At 63.7% G+C, this 6,845-nt stretch carries 7 protein-coding genes; 6 read left to right on the forward strand and 1 reads right to left on the reverse strand.

The features are described 5' to 3' along the window. The 6 genes from lepB to parC form a co-directional block, all read left to right on the forward strand. Positions 1 to 211, forward strand: a 211-nt coding sequence (gene lepB, locus VGP39_RS04975) for a signal peptidase I (RefSeq protein WP_327566998.1), incomplete at its 5' end; no start/stop codon positions are given. Beyond that, entirely contained in the window at positions 208 to 1,008 is an 801-nt protein-coding gene (gene rnc / locus VGP39_RS04980; RefSeq protein ID WP_327566999.1) for a ribonuclease III, read from the forward strand. The genes lepB and rnc, both read left to right, overlap by 4 nt. Next, the gene (gene era, locus VGP39_RS04985; RefSeq protein ID WP_327567000.1) at positions 1,008 to 1,937 is read left to right on the forward strand and encodes a GTPase Era; all 930 of its coding nucleotides are present in this window, start codon (positions 1,008 to 1,010) and stop codon (positions 1,935 to 1,937) included. The genes rnc and era overlap by 1 nt, the downstream gene beginning before the upstream one ends. A gap of 13 nt (positions 1,938 to 1,950) precedes the next feature. Continuing rightward, positions 1,951 to 2,331 (forward strand): hypothetical protein, encoded by a 381-nt coding sequence (locus VGP39_RS04990; RefSeq protein ID WP_327567001.1) that lies wholly within the window; start codon positions 1,951 to 1,953, stop codon positions 2,329 to 2,331. 125 nt (positions 2,332 to 2,456) lie between these two features. Next, positions 2,457 to 3,206 carry a DNA repair protein RecO gene (gene recO, locus VGP39_RS04995; RefSeq protein WP_327567002.1) on the forward strand — a complete coding sequence of 250 codons (750 nt, stop codon included), beginning with the start codon at positions 2,457 to 2,459 and terminating at the stop codon, positions 3,204 to 3,206. A 53-nt stretch (positions 3,207 to 3,259) separates the two neighbouring features. Then, the gene (gene parC / locus VGP39_RS05000; protein ID WP_327567003.1) at positions 3,260 to 5,512 is read left to right on the forward strand and encodes a DNA topoisomerase IV subunit A; all 2,253 of its coding nucleotides are present in this window, start codon (positions 3,260 to 3,262) and stop codon (positions 5,510 to 5,512) included. A gap of 99 nt (positions 5,513 to 5,611) precedes the next feature. Here parC and chrA read toward each other — a convergent pair. Next, positions 5,612 to 6,845 (reverse strand): chromate efflux transporter (gene chrA, locus VGP39_RS05005; RefSeq protein ID WP_327567004.1); only part of this gene is annotated, 1,234 nt, incomplete at its 5' end.

Below are 6,845 nucleotides of genomic sequence, written 5' to 3' on the forward strand. Positions count from 1 at the left end.
GCCGGCCAGTCACTTCTTCATGATGGGCGACAACCGGGACAATTCGACCGACAGCCGGGTGCTGTCGGCGGTCGGCTACGTGCCGTTCGAGAACATCGTCGGGCGGGCCCAGATGATCTTTTTCTCGATCGCCGAGGGCGAACATGCCTGGGAGATCTGGCGCTGGCCCACCGCGGTGCGCTGGAATCGCATATTCTCCATCGTGCGATGAACGACGAATCACCTGACATCCAGACCTCATCGACCGCAGACGGCGCGAGCCCGGAAGCCCCCGCCGCCGGCGAACTTCCGGCGGCCAAAAAAAGGCGCAGCAAGGCGGCCGCCAAGGCCGAGGCCGCCGCAATCGAGGCGCGAATTGGCCACAAATTCACCGATCCGTCGCTGCTGGCGACCGCGTTCACCCACGTCTCGGCATTGAAATCGGCGCGCAGCCGCGGCGACAGCTACCAGCGGCTTGAATTCCTGGGCGATCACGTGCTCGGGCTGATCGTGTCCGACATGCTCTATCGAACGTTCCCGAAAGCCAACGAGGGCGAACTGTCAAAGCGGCTTGCCGATCTCGTGCGCAAGGAAACCTGCGCCGACGTGGCGAAGTCGCTAGGCCTGCTCGAAGGCATCAAGCTCGGCGCGGTCGGCGCCGGCGCCGGAGCGCGCTTACGCAAATCCGTGATCGGCGACATCTGCGAAGCGGTGATCGGCGCAGTGTATCTCGATGGCGGTTATCCCGCGGCGGCGCAGTTCGTCGAGCGCAACTGGGAAGAGAGGATGCGCACATTGAAGCGGCCGTTGCGCGATCCCAAGACCGTGCTGCAGGAATGGGCGCAGGGCAAAGGCTTGCCGACGCCGGTCTATCGCGAAGTGGAACGCACCGGGCCGCATCACGATCCGCAGTTCCGCATCGCGGTAGATTTGCCGGGATTGGCGCCCGCCGAAGGCATCGGCGGCAGCAAGCGCGCCGCCGAGAAGGTCGCGGCCTCCGCGATGATCGCGCGCGAAGGCGTCAAATAATGAGCGATGACACGCCCGCCGCTGCGGCGCCGGCGCCGACGCGCTGCGGCTTCGTCGCGCTGATCGGCGCGCCCAATGTCGGCAAGTCCACCCTGGTCAATGCGCTGGTCGGCTCCAAGGTGACCATCGTTTCGCGCAAGGTGCAGACCACGCGCGCGCTGATCCGCGGCATCGTCATCGAGAACAATGCCCAGGTCATCCTGGTCGACACGCCGGGAATTTTCATGCCGAAGCGGCGGCTCGACCGCGCCATGGTGTCGACGGCGTGGAGCGGGGCGCATGACGCCGACCTGGTCTGCGCGCTGCTCGATGCGCGCGAAGGGATCGACGAGGAGGCCGACGCCATCCTGACAAAACTCGCGACGGTGCGGCACCACAAAATCCTGGTGCTGAATAAGATCGATCTGGTCCCGCGCGAAAAACTGCTGGCGCTGACCAAGGCCGCCAATGAGCGCTTGCAATTCGAAAAGACCTTCATGGTGTCGGCGCTGTCGGGCGACGGCGTCGATGATTTGCGCCGGACCCTTGCGGCGATGGTGCCGGCGGGGCCGTTCCATTATCCCGAAGACCAGATGTCGGACGCGCCGATGCGGCATCTCGCGGCCGAAATCACCCGGGAAAAAATCTTCCGCCAGCTGCATCAGGAATTGCCGTATCAATCCACCGTCGAAACCGACAGCTGGACCGAACGCAAGGACAAGTCGGTGCGGATCGAGCAGACGATTTTTGTCGAGCGCGAAAGCCAGCGCAAGATCGTGCTCGGCAGGGGTGGCGCCACCATCAAGTCGATCGGCGCGGATTCGCGAAAAGAGATCGCCGAGATCGTGGGTGTGCCCGTGCATCTGTTTTTGTTCGTCAAGGTGCGCGAGAATTGGGGCGACGATCCCAATCGCTATCGCGAAATGGGCCTTGAGTTCCCGAAGGAATAGGCTGGCAGCCCTGATGACCATTCCCAGGCACGTGTTGTGGTTTCAGGTTTTATTGTATCTGTCGCTGGTGCTCGATGCGCTGTCGGTGGCATTCCAGGACCGCACGCCCACGGCCGCGATCACGGAGACCACGATCCTGGCCGCCAATGTGATCGCGGCCTGCATGATCTTGCTGTTCAGGTACCTGGTCTGGCTCGCCGCGCATCGGCGCAAGAACTGGCCCCGCTGGGTCCTGACCGCGGCGCTGGCGTTTTCGGTAATCTCGCTGCTGCAGGTGATCGGCGCCAGCGGATTGCAGCTCGACAGCGCGATCGAGGTTGTCTCCTGCGCCCTGACCGCAGCCGGGCTGTATGCTTCCTTCACCGGCGACGCCAAGGGCTGGTTCAATGCGTGAGGTGCAGACGTAGGGTGGGCAAAGGCGCGCTCTTCGCGCCGCGCCCACCAGAGAATCAAAAGCATTTGTTTGCCGGCATGATGGGCACGCTTCGCTTTGCCCACTCACCATGCTAAATTTGCCCCATGGAATGGACCGACGAAGGCATCGTGCTTGGCGTGCGGCGGCATGGCGAATCCTCCGCCATTGTCGAACTCTTGACGCGCGGCCACGGTCGCCACCTTGGCCTGGTGCGCGGCGGTTCCGGTTCGCGGATGCGGCCGTTGCTGCAGCCTGGAAACAGCGTGCGCGCGGTGTGGCGGGCGCGGCTCGACGAGCACCTGGGCTATTACCTGATCGAGGGCACGCGGCTGCGCGCGGCCACGGTGCTGGCGTCGAGCCACGCGGTGTATGGCGTGACGCATCTGGCGTCATTGGCGCGGCTGCTGCCGGAGCGCGACCCGCATGAAGACATCTACGACATGCTCGACCGCACCCTGAACGATTTCGACGATATCGGCGAGGCCGCGGTGTATCTGGTGAAATTCGAACTGGCGATGCTGGCCGAACTCGGGTTTGGGCTTGACCTCGAAACCTGCGCCGCGACCGGGGCGACCACCGAGCTGATCTACGTCTCGCCCAAATCCGGCGGCGCGGTATCGCGGCAGGCCGGCGATCCCTGGCGCGACAAGCTGTTGCGGTTGCCGCCGTTTCTGCGCAAGAGCGATGACGGCCGCAACGGCTGGTCGGATGAGGACCTAAGGGATGGTTTTGAGTTGACCGGGCGTTTCCTGCTGCGTCACGTGCTGGAGCCGCGCGGCCAGCGCCATTCCGATGCCCGCGAGGGCTTTATCAATGCGGTGGTAAAGCATCGGGCCAGTGTGGCGGTTTCTTGATGGTCACCGATTCGCAGCTTGCCCGATTCACCTCAAAAGCTTAACTGCTCCCTATGGGAAAAACACTGATTCCGCCGGAGCCGGCGGAGATTCACGAGGTTCAGCTACGCGAGGCGCTGGAAGAGCGCTATCTCGCCTACGCGCTCTCGACCATCATGCACCGCGCGCTCCCCGATGCGCGCGACGGCCTCAAGCCCGTGCACCGCCGCATCCTCTACGGCATGCGGCTGTTGCGGCTCGATCCCGGCACGCCATTCAAGAAGTCCGCCAAAATCGTCGGCGACGTGATGGGCTCGTTCCATCCGCATGGCGACCAGTCGATCTACGACGCGCTGGTGCGGCTGGCGCAGGACTTTTCCTCGCGCTACCCGCTGGTGGACGGGCAGGGCAATTTCGGCAACATCGACGGCGATAATCCCGCCGCCTATCGCTACACCGAAGCGCGCATGACCGAGGTCGCGCGGCTGCTGCTCGACGGCATCGACGAGGACGGCGTCGAGTTCCGCGCCAATTACGACGGTCAGTCCAAAGAGCCGATCGTGCTGCCCGGCGGGTTTCCCAACCTGCTGGCCAACGGCGCGCAGGGCATCGCGGTCGGCATGGCGACGGCGATTCCGCCTCACAATGCCGCCGAGCTCTGCGACGCGGCGCTGCACCTGATCGACAAGCCGGACGCCAAGTCGAAAACGCTGCTGCGTTTCGTCAAGGGGCCGGATTTCCCGACCGGCGGCATCATCGTCGACTCCAAGGAGAGCATCGCCGAGGCCTATATGACCGGGCGCGGCTCGTTCCGCACCCGCGCCAGATGGAGCCAGGAGGAGGGCGCGCGGGGCACATGGGTCGTGGTCATCACCGAGATTCCCTGGCTGGTGCAGAAATCGCGGCTCATCGAAAAGATCGCCGAACTGCTCAACGAGAAGAAGCTGCCGCTGGTCGGCGACGTCCGCGACGAATCGGCCGAAGACGTTCGGATTGTCATCGAGCCGAAGTCGCGCGCGGTCGATCCCGAACTGCTGATGGAATCGCTGTTCCGGCTGACCGAACTGGAAAGCCGGATTCCGCTGAACCTCAACGTGCTGGTGAAGGGCCGCATTCCCAAGGTCCTCGGGCTTGCCGAATGCCTGAAAGAATGGCTCGACCATCTGCGCGACGTGCTGCTGCGCCGCTCCAACTACCGCAAGGAGCAGATCGAGCATCGGCTCGAGGTGCTCGGCGGCTATCTCATCGCCTACCTCAACATCGACAAGGTGATAAAAATCATCCGCGCCGAGGACGAGCCGAAGCCGGCGCTGATCAAGGCGTTCAAGCTTTCGGATGTCCAGGCCGACGCCATCCTCAACATGCGCCTGCGGTCGTTGCGCAAGCTCGAGGAATTCGAGATCCGCACCGAAGACAAGAACCTCCGCAGCGAGCTGAAGGGCATCAAAGGCATCCTCGGCTCCGAAGCCGAGCAGTGGGCCAAGGTCGGCGACCAGGTCCGAAAAGTGCGCGACATTTTTGGGCCGAAGACGCCGCTCGGCAAGCGCCGCACTTTGTTCGCGGATGCGCCGGAGCACGATCTCGCCGCGATCGAGGAAGCCTTTGTCGAGCGCGAACCGGTCACCGTGGTGGTCTCCGACAAGGGCTGGGTGCGGACGCTGAAGGGCCACGTCGCCGATCTTTCGGGGCTGACCTTCAAGACCGACGACAAGCTCGACAAGGCGTTTTTCGCCGAGACCACCTCGAAACTGCTGCTGTTTGCCACCAACGGAAAATTCTATTCGCTCGACGTCGCAAAGCTGCCGGGCGGGCGCGGCCATGGCGAGCCGATCCGGATGTTCATCGACATGGAGCAGGACGCCGCGATCGTGTCGCTGTTCGTCAACACCGGTGGCCGCAAATTCCTGGTGGCGAGCTATGAGGGCCAGGGGTTTGTCGTCGCCGAGGACGATTGCGTCGGCAACACCCGCAAGGGCAAGCAGGTGCTCAATGTCGAGATGCCGAACGAAGCCAAGGCGGTTGCGAAAGTCGTCGGCGACACCGTCGCCGTGATCGGCACCAACCACAAGATGGTGATTTTCCCGATCGATCAGGTGCCGGAGATGGCGCGTGGCCGCGGCGTGCGGCTGCAGAAATACAAGGGCGGCGGGTTGTCGGATGTCGCGACCTTCGATTCCAGGGCTGGCCTGACCTGGAAGGATTCGGCGGGCCGCGACCAGAGCATGAGCTGGAAGGAATTGACGGACTGGCGCGGCAACCGGGCCGATGCGGGCCGTCTCGCGCATGGATTGCCGAAGTCGAACAAGTTCGGACGGGGCGTGGAGTAGTGGAGTAGGACGGATTAGGCGAAGCCGTAATCCGCCACCTTGTTAGAGCTGTCGGCGGATTACGCTGTCGCTAATCCGCCCTACGCCCTGTGCCAGCGGTCAGATCACCCCCAACAGCCTGAACGCCACGCCTGCGGCGCATGACCCTGCAAGAACCGTCAGCATCCCGGCATTGAAGCGGAAGATCGCCGTGGCGGCTGCTATGGCCAGCACCAGCGCCGCGACATCGATGCTCGACCAGACCGGCGCGTCGAACGACAGCCCGAAAGACCGCACCGGCACGGTTTCCTTGAACACGGTGTGCAAAGCGAACCAGATCGACAGGTTGAGTATCACGCCGACCACGGCCGCGGTGATCGCCGACAGCGCGCCGGCGAGCCCCTTGTTGCCCCGCATGGTCTCGATGAACGGCGCGCCGAGGAAGATCCACAGGAAGCAGGGCGTGAACGTCACCCAGGTCGCCAGCAATCCGCCGAGCGTGCCCGCCACCATTGGCGACAGCGCGCCGGGATCGCGAAACGCGGCCATGAAGCCGACGAATTGCAGCACCATGATCAGCGGACCCGGCGTGGTCTCGGCCATGCCGAGGCCGTCGAGCATTTCGCGTGGGTCCACCCAGTGATAATGCTCCACCGCCTGCTGCGCGACATAGGCCAGCACCGCATAGGCGCCGCCGAACGTCACCATCGCCATCTTGCTGAAGAAAATTGCGATCTGGCTGAACACATTGGCCTGTCCGAACGCGATCAGCAGCGCAAAGACCGGCACCAGCCACAGCAGCAGCCAGACTGCGCTCACTCTTAGCGCGCGCGGAACAGTTGGACGGACATGGTCGGGCAATTCGTCACCGAGCATGCTGTCGATGGCCGCGGCGTTCTTAGCCCCACCGTGCTCCACGGCGGCAAATTCCGGCCGTCCGGTTCTTGCGCCGATGTATCCGATTACGCCTGCGGCAATGATGATGATCGGAAACGGCACGTTGAAAAAGAAGATCGCGATGAAGGCCGCGCCGGCGAGCGCAATCATGATCCGGTTGCGCAACGCGCGTTTGCCGACGCGGACCACGGCCTGAATCACGATGGCGAGCACTGCAGCCTTCAATCCGAAAAACAGCGCCTCGACAAAACTGACATTGCCATAGCCAGCATAGATGTAGCTCAGCGCCATGATGGAAATGACGCCGGGCAGGATAAACAGCCCGCCGGCCATGATGCCGCCGGCGGTCCGGTGCAGCAGCCAGCCGATATAGGTCGCAAGCTGCTGCGCCTCCGGCCCCGGCAGCAGCATGCAGTAGTTCAGCGCGTGCAGAAACCGGCTTTCCGAAATCCAGTTC

This window comes from Bradyrhizobium sp. (genome assembly GCF_036009065.1).
GTDB lineage: Bacteria > Pseudomonadota > Alphaproteobacteria > Rhizobiales > Xanthobacteraceae > Bradyrhizobium.